This is a genomic window from Sphingobacterium sp. SG20118, from assembly GCF_044740685.1.
Taxonomy (GTDB): domain Bacteria; phylum Bacteroidota; class Bacteroidia; order Sphingobacteriales; family Sphingobacteriaceae; genus Sphingobacterium.
In genome coordinates this window covers 4,915,763-4,931,421 of sequence record NZ_CP172826.1, presented here as the reverse complement: position 1 = coordinate 4,931,421, position 15,659 = coordinate 4,915,763, and the positions used below count along the sequence as shown (strand labels likewise).

General features: G+C 36.9%; 10 protein-coding genes and 1 pseudogene. 3 read left to right on the top strand and 8 right to left on the bottom strand.

Annotation, left to right across the window (positions count from 1 at the left end):
- Positions 1-285: 285 nt before the first annotated feature.
- The 4 genes from typA to ACFX5U_RS22580 form a co-directional block, all read right to left on the bottom strand.
- Complete coding sequence (typA, locus tag ACFX5U_RS22595; protein WP_280571341.1) at positions 286-2,085, bottom strand: translational GTPase TypA; 1,800 nt, start codon at positions 2,083-2,085, stop codon at positions 286-288.
- A 78-nt stretch (positions 2,086-2,163) separates the two neighbouring features.
- Positions 2,164-3,354 carry a glycine C-acetyltransferase gene (gene kbl / locus ACFX5U_RS22590; protein WP_038695140.1) on the bottom strand — a complete coding sequence of 397 codons (1,191 nt, stop codon included), beginning with the start codon at positions 3,352-3,354 and terminating at the stop codon, positions 2,164-2,166.
- A gap of 114 nt (positions 3,355-3,468) precedes the next feature.
- Entirely contained in the window at positions 3,469-4,716 is a 1,248-nt protein-coding gene (locus ACFX5U_RS22585) for an ABC transporter permease (protein ID WP_038695139.1), read from the bottom strand.
- A 140-nt stretch (positions 4,717-4,856) separates the two neighbouring features.
- Positions 4,857-5,285: a DUF2147 domain-containing protein gene (locus tag ACFX5U_RS22580; protein ID WP_280571343.1), complete on the bottom strand. Its 429-nt coding sequence runs from the start codon at positions 5,283-5,285 to the stop codon at positions 4,857-4,859.
- A gap of 205 nt (positions 5,286-5,490) precedes the next feature.
- Between ACFX5U_RS22580 and ACFX5U_RS22575 the strand changes: the two genes are divergently transcribed.
- On the top strand, positions 5,491-5,841 hold the full coding sequence (locus ACFX5U_RS22575; RefSeq protein ID WP_038695135.1) for a phage holin family protein: 351 nt from the start codon (positions 5,491-5,493) through the stop codon (positions 5,839-5,841).
- Positions 5,842-5,929: 88 nt separating this feature from the next.
- Here the strand turns inward: ACFX5U_RS22575 and ACFX5U_RS22570 are convergent, their stop codons facing one another.
- The 3 genes from ACFX5U_RS22570 to ACFX5U_RS22560 form a co-directional block, all read right to left on the bottom strand.
- Positions 5,930-7,291, bottom strand: a complete 1,362-nt coding sequence (locus tag ACFX5U_RS22570) for a PepSY-associated TM helix domain-containing protein (RefSeq protein ID WP_400262192.1) — start codon at positions 7,289-7,291, stop codon at positions 5,930-5,932.
- A gap of 86 nt (positions 7,292-7,377) precedes the next feature.
- Positions 7,378-8,787, bottom strand: coding sequence for a hypothetical protein (locus ACFX5U_RS22565; protein ID WP_400262191.1), 1,410 nt, complete (start codon positions 8,785-8,787; stop codon positions 7,378-7,380).
- Between the two features lie 14 nt (positions 8,788-8,801).
- Positions 8,802-11,243 (bottom strand): TonB-dependent receptor, encoded by a 2,442-nt coding sequence (locus ACFX5U_RS22560; RefSeq protein WP_400262190.1) that lies wholly within the window; start codon positions 11,241-11,243, stop codon positions 8,802-8,804.
- Between the two features lie 153 nt (positions 11,244-11,396).
- Between ACFX5U_RS22560 and ACFX5U_RS22555 the strand changes: the two genes are divergently transcribed.
- Positions 11,397-12,284 (top strand): helix-turn-helix transcriptional regulator, encoded by an 888-nt coding sequence (locus ACFX5U_RS22555; RefSeq protein WP_400262189.1) that lies wholly within the window; start codon positions 11,397-11,399, stop codon positions 12,282-12,284.
- Positions 12,285-12,582: 298 nt separating this feature from the next.
- Here ACFX5U_RS22555 and nagB read toward each other — a convergent pair.
- Positions 12,583-14,503 (bottom strand): annotated as a pseudogene (nagB, locus tag ACFX5U_RS22550) (glucosamine-6-phosphate deaminase).
- A gap of 435 nt (positions 14,504-14,938) precedes the next feature.
- Between nagB and ACFX5U_RS22545 the strand changes: the two are divergent.
- A complete protein-coding gene (locus ACFX5U_RS22545; protein WP_038695130.1) occupies positions 14,939-15,619 on the top strand; it encodes a peroxiredoxin in 681 nt (226 codons plus the stop codon).
- Positions 15,620-15,659: the final 40 nt, after the last annotated feature.

The window sequence follows — 15,659 nt, the reverse complement described above, 5'->3', positions numbered from 1 at the left end:
CATGATGTTTAGCGTTTTTTAATAAGGCCCCATAAAAATCGAAATTTATATTGACATTAGCTATTTTGCATTCATTTTTATTACAAAAAGAATAACGATATCTAAAACGAAATGATGAATGAAATCTTGGAGAATTTAAAGAATGGCTCCATCATGATCCCGACAGGCAAATAACCTTTTCATGAATACATCTGATAGATAAAAGTTGTAGTAAAAATAGGTTTGCACAAAAAAAGCCTCCGATTTCTCGAAGGCTTTTCTATTATTTTGATTCTAATGATAAGATTAGAATTTTTTATTCACTTTACGTTCACCTTCTGTTAAGTAGATTTTACGTAAACGGATAGATTGAGGAGTAACCTCGATATATTCGTCACCTTGGATATACTCCATTGATTCCTCTAAAGAGAATTTGATTGCTGGTGCAATACGTGCATTATCATCTGTACCAGAAGCACGCATGTTAGTCAATTGTTTCGCTTTAACGATATTGATTGTTAAATCATTATCACGGATATGCTCTCCTAAGATTTGTCCTTCATAGATATCTGCTCCTGGATCAACGAAGAATTTACCACGATCTTGTAATTTATCGATAGAATAAGCTGTTGTAGTACCTTTATCCAATGAAATCAATACACCATGTTGACGTCCAGGGATTGTACCTTTCCAAGGTTCGTAACCTTTCAAACGGTGCGCCATAACAGCCTCACCAGCAGTAGCAGTCAGTACGTTGTTACGTAAGCCGATGATACCACGAGAAGGAATTTCGAACTCTAAGTGTTGCATTTCACCTTTTGTCTCCATAATCAATAACTCACCTTTACGTTGTGTTACCAATTCGATTACTTTACCAGAAACTTCAGCAGGAACATCAACTACCAATACTTCAATTGGCTCACATTTCTTACCATCAATTTCTTTCAAGATAACCTGAGGTTGACCAACTTGCAATTCGTAACCTTCACGACGCATTGTTTCGATCAAGACTGATAAATGGAGAATACCACGACCATATACTAACCATGCATCAGGAGATTCTGTAGGAAGTACACGTAATGCTAAGTTTTTCTCTAACTCTTTTTGTAAACGATCATGGATGTGACGAGAAGTAACCAATTTACCTTCTTTACCAAAGAAAGGAGAGTTATTAATCGTGAACAACATGTTCATCGTAGGCTCATCAATGTGGATGACCTCTAATTGCTCTGGGTTTTCGAAATCAGCGATAGTATCACCGATGTCAAAACCATCGATACCAACTACAGCACAGATATCACCACAAGCAACTTCTTCAACACGACGACGACCTAATCCTTCAAATGTATGTAACTCTTTTACACGAGATTTAACGATTTTACCATCACGTTTCATTAATGAAATAGGTTGGCCTTCTTTAATTGTTCCACGTGCAACACGACCGATAGCAATACGACCTACGAATGTAGAGTAATCTAAAGATGTGATTTGCATTTGTAATGTACCTTCATTATATGGTGAAGGTGGGAAATGTGCAATGATAGCATCTAACAATTCAGATAAATCCTCTTTAGGCTCTTTCCAATCAGTTGACATCCAACCTTGTTTACTTGAACCGTATAATACAGGGAATGCTAATTGTTCCTCAGTAGCATCTAAGCTAAAGAATAAATCAAATACATTTTCATAAACCTCGTCAGGACGACAGTTTTCTTTGTCCACTTTATTCACAACAACTAAAGGTTTTAAACCTAAAGCTAACGCTTTTTGTGTAACAAAACGTGTTTGAGGCATTGGACCTTCAAAAGCATCCACCAATAGCACAACACCATCAGCCATTTTCAAAACACGTTCAACTTCACCACCGAAATCGGCGTGACCAGGGGTATCAATAACGTTGATCTTTACATCTTTATATTGAACAGAAACGTTTTTAGCAACGATCGTAATACCGCGTTCACGTTCTAAATCGTTGTTATCTAGAATTAAATCACCTGTACCATCATTATCTCTAAAAAGATTTGTGAAGTGTAAGATTTTGTCTACCAAAGTAGTTTTACCGTGATCGACGTGAGCGATAATCGCTATATTTCTAATATTTTGCATCCAGCAAGTAAATTTGTTTTAAATTCAGGGTGCAAAGATAAGTAATTTGCACCATAAATTCATATAACTATGTGTATTTTATTTGATTACACCTAAATCTTTTCCAACTTTCGTGAATGAAGCTATTGCTTTATCCAAATGAGACACCTCATGACCTGCTGAAATTTGTACACGAATACGTGCTTTCCCTTGTGGAACCACAGGGTAATAGAACCCAATAACATAGATTCCTTCTGCCAACATTCTTGTGGCAAATTCTTGCGCTAATTTCGCATCATACAACATAACAGGCACAATCGGATGGAATCCGGGTTTAATATCAAAACCTGCTGCAGTCATTTTATCGCGGAAATAAGCTGTATTTGACTCTAATTTATCACGTAAGTCTGTTGTCTCACTCAACATGTCCAAGACCGCTACAGACGCTCCTGCGATAGCTGGTGCCAACGTGTTCGAGAACAAGTATGGACGTGAACGTTGACGCAACATGTCGATGATTTCTTTACGACCTGAAGTAAAACCTCCAGATGCACCACCCAATGCTTTACCCAAAGTACCTGTAATGATATCTACGCGATCGATAACATTGTACAATTCGTGTGTTCCACGACCTGTTTTTCCAACAAATCCTGTACAATGTGACTCATCGATCATTACTAAGGCTTCATATTTATCTGCTAAATCACAGATCTGATCTAAAGGTGCTACTGAACCGTCCATAGAGAAGGCACCATCTGTAACAATAATACGGTGACGAGCTCCAGAAGCCGCTTGTAACTGTGCTTCTAAATCGGCCATATCCGCATTTTTATAACGGAAACGTTGTGCTTTACACAAACGAACACCATCAATAATAGAAGCATGGTTCAATTCATCAGAAATGATTGCATCTTCTGCGCTAAATAAAGGTTCGAATACACCTCCATTTGCATCAAATGCAGCTGCGTATAAAATCGTGTCCTCTGTTCCTAAAAATTTAGAAATTTTTGCTTCCAACTCTTTGTGAATATCCTGCGTTCCACAAATAAAACGCACCGAAGACATACCATATCCATGTGAATCTATTGCTCTTTTCGCTGCTTCAGTCACTTTCGGATGCGATGATAATCCTAAATAGTTATTTGCACAAAAATTGACGACTTCTTCACCAGTGCTCACTTTAATATCAGCACCTTGAGGCGTAGTAATTACGCGTTCTTCTTTATACAAACCAGCTTCTTTGATAGCTGCTAATTCTTTCTGCAATGCAGGTTGAAGAGTTTTATACATAATATTTCAAAATTTTCTACAATAATAAGATTTTATAAGAGGATTTACCTCAATTCCGGATGAAGTTTGTGTTATTAATGCGCAAAGCGCGTGTGAAACCGTTTGCACAATTTTTTATTCATAACGCAAAGCCTCTACCGGATCCAGTTTTGATGCCTTAGATGCAGGATAATAGCCTGAAACCATGCCGACGACAATACAAACGGTAAAACCTAAGAAAATCCAGTTCCATGGAACAATAAACGAAGCGCCCAATTGCAAGGCTAACAAATTACCGATAACAATACCCAATAATATTCCGGCCGCTCCGCCTATAAGACAAATCACAACGGCTTCAATCAGAAATTGCTTACGGATAACAGAAGGAGTAGCCCCGATTGCTTTTCGTATACCAATCTCCCGCGTTCGTTCGGTCACAGAAACTAACATGATATTCATAAGACCAATGGATGCACCAATCAATGTAATTAAAGCAATCACAATAGCTCCCATAGTGATGACTACCATATTCTGTAGTAATATCTGTGCTACCGCATCAGATTTTGTAATCTCAAAGTCAGACGTTTGTTTGGCTGTCAATCCACGGATATTCCGAAAGACAATGGTAGCCTCTCCTACCGCGGCTTCTAGACGGATTGGGTCATTTGCCGACACCGTAATGGTGTAGGATGGCTCCTGTCCAGCCATAACGCTCCTGGCCTTAATCAATGGAATGATACAGGCTTTATCTGCCCCCATTCCAGCACTAGAACCTTTGTTTTTCAATACACCAATCACTTGGTAGCGAACACCCCCAATGGTCATAAATTCACCTATTGGATTGATGGTGCCCTTGAATATTTTTTGATATATTTCATCGCCAATAATAACAACCGAATTACCATTATAGACCTCTCGATTTGTGAAATTACGTCCTAAGGCCAAATTATAACCCGAGGTCTTCAGATAAGACTCATCAGCTCCGATCACCCCAATATTAGGGTTGGTCTTTTCGGATTTATATTTCGCAGTTGCTGCCCAGGATACATTGACATTGATGGAGGTAACGGCATCGAATTTAAATAATTCTTTGAAACTTGAAGCATCACGATAAGTAATGGACGAAAAGACTTTTGACTGCTCTCCACTGTTACCTATCCGTACATTCAATCCACGATTTCGAATATTGAATGAATTGGAACCCATTGAAGAAAAAGAGTCTGTCAGTGAAGATTTAATCGCATCGATAGAAGTTAATACCCCAATCAATGCTGTAATACCAATTGCGATAATCAGTGCTGTCAGAAATGTCCGCAACTTATTGCCTACAATAGATTGTAGTGCAAGTTTTATATTCTCCGAATAGGACATCTTAACAGCCATAGCATTATTATCGTTAATTTTAGTGCTGAAATTACTGCTATTAAATTAATTATACAATATTTTTAAAAATAAAGGCCCAATAAACAACAAAAGTGCTGTTTAACGCAACAGCACTTTTTCAATTTTTATAGCATAAAGTATTATTTAACTCTTGTCCACACATCGGTTCTACCGAATAAACTGACACCGACATACCCTCTAATATCCAACTTATCAGCTCCCTGTAAAGTCATCTTACAGCTATATGTTTTCCCTGTCTTAGGGTCATAAATCTTACCTCCGCCAAATGTGCTACCGTCTTTTGTAAAGTTGGTTAATATCTCTAAACCCAATACGTTTCGGCTTTGCAAATTTTTATCTGGATTCTTAATATCTTTTTTAGGTTGACCTTGATCATTATTGGGTTCTTTTAGCCAATATAATTTTCCAAAATAGTGATTTCCCTTTTTAAAGATCTCGATCCTTCCCTCGCCACTTGAGTTTTGCCACTTCCCGAGAATGGGTTCTGTCTGGGCAAAAATAGCTATTGTGGTCAATAGCATTACTAATGTCATAATCATCTTTTTCATACCATCTTCATTTATAATTGTTCTATGTGAATTTACGAAAAATATGTTATGCATGCATAACATATGTTCACTTCATTATAGTAAACACTCCAAAGTGCTAAAAGTTTAAGGCACTAAAAATCAATATTTATGACCAACACTTATCGATATTTTGGCATCGCATTTGATATAAAAAAATCAAGAGTTAACTAAAATTATACATATTATGAAATTCATTATTAGCCTACTTATTACAGGTATAGTTATCGCGGTAGCCGCTTACATATCTCCAGGAGTACATGTTGCCAGCTTTTTTTGGGCGATTATAACAGGTCTTGTTATTGGATTTGTTAATGCAACAGTTGGTTCAATTTTAAGACTATTCACCTTTCCCCTAAATTGGTTAACACTCGGTTTGGTTTCATTTATCATAACCGTGTTAATGATCTTACTAACAGACTCCTTACTCGGTTCTAAATTCGATGTTTCAGGTTTTTGGACAGCAGCACTGTTTGCTATTGTAGTAGCGGTATTGGAGATGATTATCGGGAGATTATTTCCAGGGAAGACCGATTAAATATAGATTTTACATCAACAATAAAGGCTCCCAATTATAGATTGGGAGCCTTTATTGTTTGTTTTTATTCTAGCAGTGTGTAATCGGATTACTTTCTACTAGGCTTCTTTTTCATCTTATTGATCCAGATAAGCACACCTGTTATTGGCAGTGAAGTGGCTATTAAACAGGAAATAAAATAGAGAAGCTTTGAAAATGGTCCATAGATATCCCCAATATGCAATGCTTTTATGGACGCAGAGGCTCTCTGTGAAAATGTTTTCTCTCGAAATATTTCCTTTTCCAAGATTTGTCCTGAATACTGATCCAATGTGAGCTTATCTCCTGCAGATGGAGCAAAAAAGCCTACTCTATTCTTCAACACCGAGATTGTTTCTGAACTATCTTTAGGAAAGTTGATCGTGACATCGCCATCATAAGGGAGCACTTTATTGATTGCAACTAGCGTCTCGTCAATCGTCATGGCCTTTCCCCCTGTTATCGGGTAGATAGAATTCAACTTAGCTTTTTCTTCTTTTATACTTGTAGGGTTCTCATAAGTCCCCCAAGTTTTTTGCCAACCTGTACGATACCAATCAAAAGACCAAAATGGTCCGGTTACACTCATCAAAAACAAGATAATACAACTATAAAAACCAAGTGTATTATGGATATCATGATTGATTCGCTTCCAGTTTCCAGACCATTTTACGGATAGGCCGTTTTTCCATCCTCTTAATTTATTAGGAAACCAAATGACCATGCCACTGATGACTCCCAATAAAAATAATAAGGTTGCTGTACCTGTTATCCAACTTCCTAATTTTCTATTTTCAATGCCTTCAAAAATCGGTTCCTCGATTTCATTCAGCAGTAACCAACGGTGCAGTCCAAACATGACCTGCATAAAGTCATTCGTACCGTTCTTAATATCGTTAGCATCTCCAATGATTTCTGCTGTATAAGGGTTTACCATCATTTGATTAGCTCTAGGCTTACGCCCACCCTGTTTTTTTGGTTCTTCTTTTTTAGGTTCTGATGATTTATTTCCTCCTTCAACGGCTATAACACCACGATCTGTTTTCTTTCCGATAGCAGTAGCTGTTTCTTTTTTCTCAGCACGTTCTTTATCGGACTTCCCTTCCCCCTCTTTTTTAGGTTTACTGTAAAGGAATGCCACAGTACGTTCCTGATCAAAAGGTATTTTCATACCAACTATTTTCCCTTGAATGCCTTGCTGTGCAATATGTAATAAAGAGTCTGGAGCTATTCTTCCCTTATCTTCTGAATTTACGTGATAATATTTTGGTGCTGCAGCCTCACGGATTTCGGTATTATAAACATAGATAGTTCCTGTTATACAAACGACAAACACGACAATACCGCTAATAAGTCCAAACCACAAATGTAGATCATTAAATAATTTCCTGATTTTCTGCCAATTGGATGTTTGATTTTTTGCAGCTTTCATAGCTCACAGATTCGATTATGGGTTAAAATAAAAAATTAGGAAAGGTAAAATACCCTTCCTAATTCATAACAAAATTACAATTTATCTTAGTAAGCTCCTAAATAGAAACTACCTGATTGGTTTTTCAATTTAGCTCCTTTTGTTACCTGTCTGGTTTTTATATTAATCACATATAAATTACCATCAAGACCATTTGGCGTCAAAGGGACATAAGCAAGATCTCCAATAATACCAACATTTTGGAATTGACCGAAAGTACCTGTTATAGCCGCAACCCCTGTAGCTTTATCTGCCGATCTACCGGAAAACCCTATATTAGATTGATTTTCAGTCGCCAATTTTACTGCTGTATTAGCCGTTAAATCAACAAGGGCTAAATAACCACCATCTACGCCTGTCTCCGTATACAATACTAAACCGAGATTATCTTTCACATATCTCCATGCGCGAATAGCAACATTATTACTTGTTCCTAAAGCCGCTTTTAAATCAAAGTTATAAGCCTGATCATATGCTCCTGTTGAACCGTTGATTCTTAAAATTTGAGAACCTGAAGTGGCTGTTGCTTGATAAATATTGCCATCGGACCCTAAATATTGAGTCATTGTACGGTACGAATGATTAGTCGCATTACTATTGGACGAATAAATCAAAGTTGGATTGTTTAAGGAAGGATAATCTACGACTAAAGTTGCTGTCCCCAACTCATTTGCTGTTGTACTCCATACTTGGTTCCCAGAAGAATTTACAGTAGATTTTTTTGTTACATCTGTTCTGGTTAAATTACAACCAATAAACAACTTCGTTTTTGCAGCATTCAAAATGGGCACATCGATACGTCCAATTTGATAACCAGCTTTCGTTTGTTCTGCACTAAATGGGATCACAAATTCTGTTTGACGCGTAATTTGGGGGTCATTTAAATTCAATACGGCTATTTTCGCTGTACTGCTCACATTCACAAAGTCTGCCCCTGCTCCTTCATCTGTGCCCGAAACCTTAGCTGATGCATAGACACCGACACCAATACCTTCTGCCGCAACAACCCAGCGCGGTGCTGTACCTAAAATAGGTTCAGTGTTGACTTCTTCACGTGTATCCACAAAGCTTTTACCACCCTCTACTTTATATTTATTAAAGATACCGCCATCATTACCCGTGTACTGAATATTGTACAAGTAATTCCCATTGACAGAGCCTTGAACACGTGCTGTACGCTGAGATCTTAATCCATAACCTTGAGCAAATACATTGACTTCAAATTGAGCGTCTAATGCTTGCTCTGGTGTGATTGCAAAAGCCATTGTACCGCCATTACCCGCAGTCCCTTCAGCATCAGGAAATGCACCCGTTAATGTAATATATTTACGCTCTCCTAAATCTGCACCAGACTCTTGCTGTTCAGCATCAACGCCTTCACTTTTTTTACAAGAAGTCAATGCACCAATAGCGATTGCAGTACCGAGCACTGCTGTCTTAAAGAATTTCGTTTTCATGTGAATGATCGTATTTAAAATTTATTAATCGTATAGTTTAATTTAATATAAAATGCTCTTCCTGGTTTTTGCACGCCAAAATTATCGTATAGTTCAGCGTTCAAAATATTCTTACAATCTAAACTAGCTACCAATTTCCCGCTCGGAAAACGATAACTTGTTCCTAGATCATGTGCAAATTGTGTTGGCGTAGTAAACCATTCCGATTCGATCCAAATGGTACTAAATGGTGCTACATAACCGACATTGTAATATAAATTGACAACAGATTTTTTTTGGATGATATTATTTAGGCGATACTGCACATTGCCATTTACGGTGAAAAAGGGTTCATTGGGAATTTGTTTGTCATAAAGACTATGTGGATTTCCCATTTCATCGGACTTCACTTTAAACAAGGAGTTGAATTTTGAAAAATTCACCATCGCATTGATCTTATCATCAAACACATAGTTAACCTCTGCTTCATAGCCGATAGACTGCGTTTTAGATAGATTAACAAATTGTGTTACCTGTATATCTTCTACTTGCTCTTCTCTTCCATCAATAACCTCATCTATACGTGTTTGCTGAATAATCTTATCGTATCCATTCCTCCAAAATATATTTCCATAAAAAGAAAGTCTATGCTTACCCATTTCCATTGCACCATATCGAGCTCCCAGATTATAATTAATGGCACGTTCGGGTAAAATATCCGGGTTGGCTAACAAATTATTTTCCGGTTCGCCATACATATGTCGATCTGTGGGCATGATGAAAGACTTCTCTGCCGAGACAATAAGGAATCCTTTTTCTACAGCTTGATACGATACTGTCGCACCAAATCCCTTATTGTTTCTTTTTACTTTTTGTTGTTCATAAATCATCACGCCATCAGTCTCAGCTGTTGGTTTACGTTGTTCCGTCTGATAAAATGCATACTTACCAAACAGGTTGGTTTTTAATTTGCCATCTAAGAGCTCGGATTCATAATTCAAACCCCAGATATTGGTGGTTGTATTGCTATTTGTAATCCAACGATTTCGTGCTGGATTTAACAAATCTTTATCTTCCCTTCCTGTTTTCTCAAACTTATGGTTCAATGAAATTCGATGACCTGAAAAAACGGTGTAAGCTAAATTAGACCGAACATTAGAAATAGTTCTATCGATATCTGTAATAACAGCATCGCCCTGTTGTCCCTTTCCAGGTTCATACCCATAATATTCTGGAGGGCCTTCCGAATTTTTCACCAACAAACTACCATCCCAGTTATATTTTAAACTTACCGTATCTTGTAAATACGTGTTTCGTTTACTGTGAACGGCATTCACGTTAAGAGAAAGTCCATCAATAAATAAATTCTTTTTGTTGTAGTTCAAGCTAAATACATGGGCTTGATAATCATTAAAGCGTCCAAAATAGGGCTTTGTCATCGTGATACCGTGCGGGACTTCTTTGTGTGAATCGGATACATTATAGCCTATAAAAAATTGATCTGCCCATTTTACATCTGTAAAACCAAACTCAAAACGGCCACCTAATGACTCAAACTTATCATTAGCACGCTCGACTCGGTAATTACGAATTATGCGCCCTCCTGGTTTAGTGTATTTGGAAAACTTACCCCACATCTCATAATTATTATCTGAATGGGTGTAAAAACCTGACAATCTCGCTGTAAAGCCGCTTTTCTGATTTCTATATAAACCTCCAACATCTGCTCTATAGGTGTTAAATGAGCCATAAGAAACCGCTGCAGTGATATTATTGGCTGAAGCATCCTTCTTCATGATGACATCGATAGCGCCGCCAATATAATTACCTGTCAAATGCGCTGGCAATACACCTTTATAGACCTCAATTCGTTCAATCATGGCTGGTGGGATATTATTCAGGTTAAACGAAGAACCATAAGTAGATATCTCAATACCATCCAAAAACAATCCTATTGTGCTACCAGACATACCGTTTAAGTTATATTCAATCGGCGATCCTTCTCCTCCATTTTGGCGAACACGCACGCCGACAGCTCTGTCCAATAACTCATTGGTTGTAAGATTTCTTAAAGAGGCTTCTTTTGTCTCAATAACAGCTACTGCAAATCCACTCGTCTCTATCTCTTTTTTTACTGATTTTTTTTCTATACGCACCTCATCTAAAGAAATATCTCCTTTGGTATCGATATGAATATGTAATTCATGTACTTTTTTATTCACATTAATTTTGAGTTTCTTATTCTGAATCTCAACAGAAGAAACCAATATTGTTTGCTGTCCATAAGGCACATTCTTTAATTCATAAGCTCCTTTGTCAGAAGATACCCCAACCAGATTGGTGTTTTCGATTACTAGTGTTACATGTGAAACAGGTGTTCCATCAAGCAAATGAACAATTCCTTTAATAGTCCCCGTTTGGGCAAAAGCAGACCACGCTATTATAAAAAATACAAAGGTTGTGTAAAATCTTTTCATTAATTGAGATTAATTCTTAACTTCGAGCATCCGTTTAGAACGAGTCTAAATAAATACTGTGCCGCAAATATAGAACTCTTCTAAATACGAAAAAGACGTTATTGGAAAATCTAATAACGCCATCCGAAAAATCAATAGAATACTTTAATCGAGATGATTAATTTAGCATTAGACCATAATTACAAGCTAATTAAAATATCAGACCATATACAGTTTGGAGAATTGAATGCCTTTTCTGGATTTGAAATGAAATTTAATGAAGAAGTATATGTTAGCCTTATAGCTGTTCGGCAAACATGCCTATATTCGACATCAAACTCCAATGCACTTGCAATTCAAGAACGGGAAAGTATAGTGATTCACGTTTCGAAAGACCGTAGTCTAATTGTTCATTCTCCACAGATTGATAGCAGATGCATCGTTATTATATACAGCAGTAGCTTTATCGATAGATTGTGTATTGAAGATCGAAAGTTCCTAAAACTAATTGAAGCCTATAAGCGCCATTCCATACAAGACGACTCAATTTATCCATTGACACTGGAGCTATTGCATAATAGTATGCCTGATTATCTAAGAAATATTCAACAAAAATCTAAAGTCCTAGAAATATTTTTCAAGCAACTTACCCATATTTCTACTCATCAAGCAGAAAATATTTTCAACCTGAAAAAGGTAGAAATGAAGAAGGCTGAAGATGCCAGACAATTGATAGATAGTGATGTCTCCAATTCATATACGATTCCAGAATTGGCAAGAATTATTGGCACCAATGAGCAATATCTAAAAAAGCACTTCAAACAACTCTATGGAACTACAATCCATAATTATATTTTGAAAAACAAGATGCAGCACGCCAAAGAGTTGTTAATCACAAGTGAGCTTAAGATTGCTGCAATTGCGAATAAAATAGGCTACAAACATGCGACTCATTTTACGACTGCTTTTAAGAAGTATTTCGGATTTCTACCTAATTCTATGCGATTCAATTGGATAGCCTACTTATCTCCCTATTATTTAGAATTTCTTTGTATCATTTAAGGTATCATGGACCAGTCGTCGACTCTTACTTATTGGCTAATCTATGAGGTCGCTTAGATACAAGTGAGCAACAATACGTAAGCGATGCGCCATTTAAGCTGGATGACTCCAAGATAAGATCACCTTTTAGTACTGGCTAGCATTCGTAAGTATATGGACGCCAATCGTACTTAGCCTTATCTGAAGTCTAGACAAATCACCACAAATCGACTTAAGTTCGGGTGAAAATATCGTCTTAAGAGGGTATAAAAAAGGCCCTCCTAAATGGAGAGCCTATTCTTTAGTTATTTCATCATATTTAGAATTCCCATCTTACGAATGCTTCTATCGCTTCGTAATTTGCTAATCCCAATTGATCGTACAATTCTGCTGTTTCACTTGTACGGTCTTCAGCACGTACCCAGAATTCACGTGGATCATCTCCAGGGAAAACAGGAAGATCTTTTTGTGACTGATGTTTAAAAATCGCAAGACGTTTACGGTAGACTTCTTGTGGAGACAATGGAACTGCCATTTCAATTTCGTGAATAGGGTATTCATGCCAAGCACCACGGTATAACCATAACCAACAATCTTTTGTCCACTCATCAGTTGCTTTTAAACGTTTCAATGCCTCGAATAGAATATTAAAACATACTTTATGCGTACCGTGTGGATCTGCAAAATCACCTGCAGCAAACACTTGATGTGGTTTTACCTGACGTAATAACTCCATCGTTTGTTGAATATCATCTTCAAAAGAAACATCCTTTGCAAATTTTTGTCTATCATAGAAAGGCAAATCTTGGAAATGGATGTTAGTATCTGGCAATCCTACGAAACGAGCTCCAGCAATAGCTTCTCCCTTACGAATCAAAGCTTTAATCTTACGCACGATATCCGTATCGATTTGATTTGGCTTTTTAGAATCGAAAATTTCACGGCTTTCTTGATATAATGTTGAAATTTTTGAAGAATCAATGCCCATTTCTTTGGCAAAATCCTCTGCAAATTCCAAATAACGAACCACATCATCATCCCAAACTGCTGTGTTACCACAAGTTTGATAAGCAACGTGAACATCATGCCCTTGATCCGCTAGACGAATAAAAGTACCCCCCATAGAGATAACATCATCATCTGGATGTGGTGAGAAAACAATCGATGTTTTCTTTGCTGGGTTAGCGCGTTCAGGTCTTTGTGAATCGTCAACATTAGGTTTACCTCCTGGCCAACCCGTAATAGTATGTTGCAGTTCATTGAAAATCCGAATATTGATATTATAAGCGGGACCACTTTGAGTCACCAACTTTGCCATACCATGACTATTATAATCTTCTTCTGTTAATTTAAGAATCGGTTTTTTAACCTCTAAAGACAACCATACAACCGCTTTTTTAATCAAAAGTGGCGTCCAGTCAACATCCTCAGCTAACCATGGTAAATCAAATCTTGTCAATAATGATGCAGACTCTGTATCCAATATAAACTCAACATGATCAGATAACTGCAAATAAGTTGCAGGAATCTCTGATGAGATCTCTCCTTCAACAGCTTTCTTTATGATTTCGGCCTTATTACTACTCCAAGCCATCAAAATAATATCTTTAGCTTTGAAGATTGTACCTACACCCATTGTGATTGCTTTGCGAGGTACATTTTCTTTACCACCAAAATCACGAGATGCATCACGACGAGTTAAATCATCCAACGTCACGATACGTGTTCCCGAGTTAGGTGCTGAAACCGGGCTCATTAAAACCAATATGACCTGTACGACCAATTCCTAAGAGCTGAATATCTAAACCACCTAAATCAGTTATCTTTTGCTCATATGCTTCACATGCTGCATTGATCATGTCTACCGCCAATGTGCCATCAGGAATATTAACATTTGTTCTTTCAATATCAACATGATCAAACAAATTTTTATTCATGAAAGTCACATAACTTTGTGCAGCGTCTGGTTGCATAGGATAATATTCATCCAAGTTAAATGTAACGACATTTTTAAAACTTAAGCCTTCTTCTTTATGTAAACGAATCAATTCAGCGTAAACTTTAATAGGTGTCGCACCAGTAGCAAGTCCTAAAACTGCTTTTTCGCCGTTTTCTTGCTTTGCACGAATAATATTCGCAATACGATCCGCTACAACTTTGGAAGCTGTGCTTGGGTCAGGATACACACTTACAGGAACTTTTTCAAAGCGTGTTTCTTCCAATAAATTTAATCTAGCCATTATTAGAGTATAATATTGATAGGGTGAACTACAAATTTATAAAATATTGTAGCTTATCCACCATTTATTGCAAGTTTTTAAATGTTTTATAACAAATATACCAATGCACACGTTTGTTATATCGTTTGTTGAAAAAAAATGCAGCATATTATTAAGGAAATCAACTTCTTGTGATTGGATTCCAACTTTACCTTATAGCTGTATGCATGAAAAAATCATTCTTTTTTCATCTTCTTTTGGGATAAAATTAGTGCCACGTTATCGCTAAATAAAAGGATACGTCTTATAGGTCAAGAACTCCCGCTCAACCATATAGGATAATCCTATATTCCAGCGCTTTTATCTTAAAGAAATGTAAAAAAATAAAAAAAAACACAATAGTACTCGACTAATTCGGTAGATTTTAAATAGTTTTGTTAAAACATACACTAAAGAATGAAAAAGATAATTGTATACCTTATTTTATGTCTCCCTTTACTCGCTATTGCTCAAACCAAAAGCTTGACAAAAGAAGACTATATAGCTCGTGTCAAAGCTAATCCCGATTCCATTTCTTCCTTGATCGACTTGAGGAGAGTAGGTGGTTATACACCAGAATATGCTGAATTACATCGTTTATATCAGACTTTAGGAAAAAAGGTGAAAAATTCTGAAGAAGGAAAGGAATTTGAAACCTACCTTGAAGCATTATCTGCTGTCACAATTGGAAAACAAGCTCCTCTATTTTCACAACCGGATACTTCAGGTAATCTGGTGAACCTTTCAGATTTTAAAGGAAAATATCTCTTACTTGATTTTTGGGCTTCATGGTGCCCAGATTGTCGTGTAGAAAGTCCGAACCTTGTTAAAACCTACGCTCTTTTTAAAGATAAGAACTTCGAGATTTTAGGAATCTCTTTCGACAAAGACCGTAAATCATGGATTAATGCCATTCATATGGATAAACTTCACTGGCGACATATTTCGGATTTAAAACGCTGGCAGAATGATGTAGGGACTTTATACGGTGTAAAATCTATCCCTCAGAATATACTGATTGACCCGACAGGTAAAATCATTGCTCGAAATCTACATGGGGAAGATTTAAATAATAAATTGAAAGAAGTACTTAAGTAATATGTAGGAACAATAAAAAAGGAGCAATGATAGGCTCCTT

Coding starts and splice junctions, on each gene's coding strand:
- kbl (WP_038695140.1), bottom strand. CDS start 3,354: ATGTATAAAACTCTTCAACCTGCATTGCAGAAAGAATTAGCAGCTATC.
- typA (WP_280571341.1), bottom strand. CDS start 2,085: ATGCAAAATATTAGAAATATAGCGATTATCGCTCACGTCGATCACGGT.
- ACFX5U_RS22570 (WP_400262192.1), bottom strand. CDS start 7,291: ATGAAAGCTGCAAAAAATCAAACATCCAATTGGCAGAAAATCAGGAAA.
- ACFX5U_RS22560 (WP_400262190.1), bottom strand. CDS start 11,243: ATGAAAAGATTTTACACAACCTTTGTATTTTTTATAATAGCGTGGTCT.
- ACFX5U_RS22545 (WP_038695130.1), top strand. CDS start 14,939: ATGAAAAAGATAATTGTATACCTTATTTTATGTCTCCCTTTACTCGCT.
- ACFX5U_RS22565 (WP_400262191.1), bottom strand. CDS start 8,787: ATGAAAACGAAATTCTTTAAGACAGCAGTGCTCGGTACTGCAATCGCT.
- ACFX5U_RS22575 (WP_038695135.1), top strand. CDS start 5,491: ATGAAATTCATTATTAGCCTACTTATTACAGGTATAGTTATCGCGGTA.
- ACFX5U_RS22580 (WP_280571343.1), bottom strand. CDS start 5,285: ATGAAAAAGATGATTATGACATTAGTAATGCTATTGACCACAATAGCT.
- ACFX5U_RS22585 (WP_038695139.1), bottom strand. CDS start 4,716: ATGGCTGTTAAGATGTCCTATTCGGAGAATATAAAACTTGCACTACAA.
- ACFX5U_RS22555 (WP_400262189.1), top strand. CDS start 11,397: ATGATTAATTTAGCATTAGACCATAATTACAAGCTAATTAAAATATCA.